This is a genomic window from Streptomyces flaveolus (assembly GCF_000716535.1).
GTDB classification, from domain to species: Bacteria; Actinomycetota; Actinomycetes; order Streptomycetales; family Streptomycetaceae; genus Streptomyces; species Streptomyces flaveolus_A.
Map to the genome: position 1 here is coordinate 1 of NZ_JNWV01000215.1, position 224 is coordinate 224.

At 70.5% G+C, this 224-nt stretch carries 1 protein-coding gene; it reads left to right on the top strand.

Features of this window, described 5'->3' with window-relative positions; translation table 11 throughout:
* A partial coding sequence (locus OO52_RS45910) for an acyltransferase domain-containing protein (protein ID WP_037671871.1) occupies positions 1 to 224 on the top strand: 224 nt, incomplete at both ends.

Consider the following 224-nt stretch of genomic DNA (forward strand, 5'->3'; position numbering starts at 1 on the left):
GGCGCCATGACCGCCCTGGAAGCCACCGAGGACGAAGTCCGCCCCCTGCTCACACCCGGCACCGCCCTCGCCGCCGTCAACGGACCACACTCCGTCGTCGTCTCCGGCGACCCCACCGAAATCAGCCGCATCACCGCACACTTCACCACCCTCGGCCGACGCACCCGACCCCTCACCGTCAGCCACGCCTTCCACTCCCCCCACATGGACCCGATCCTGGCGGA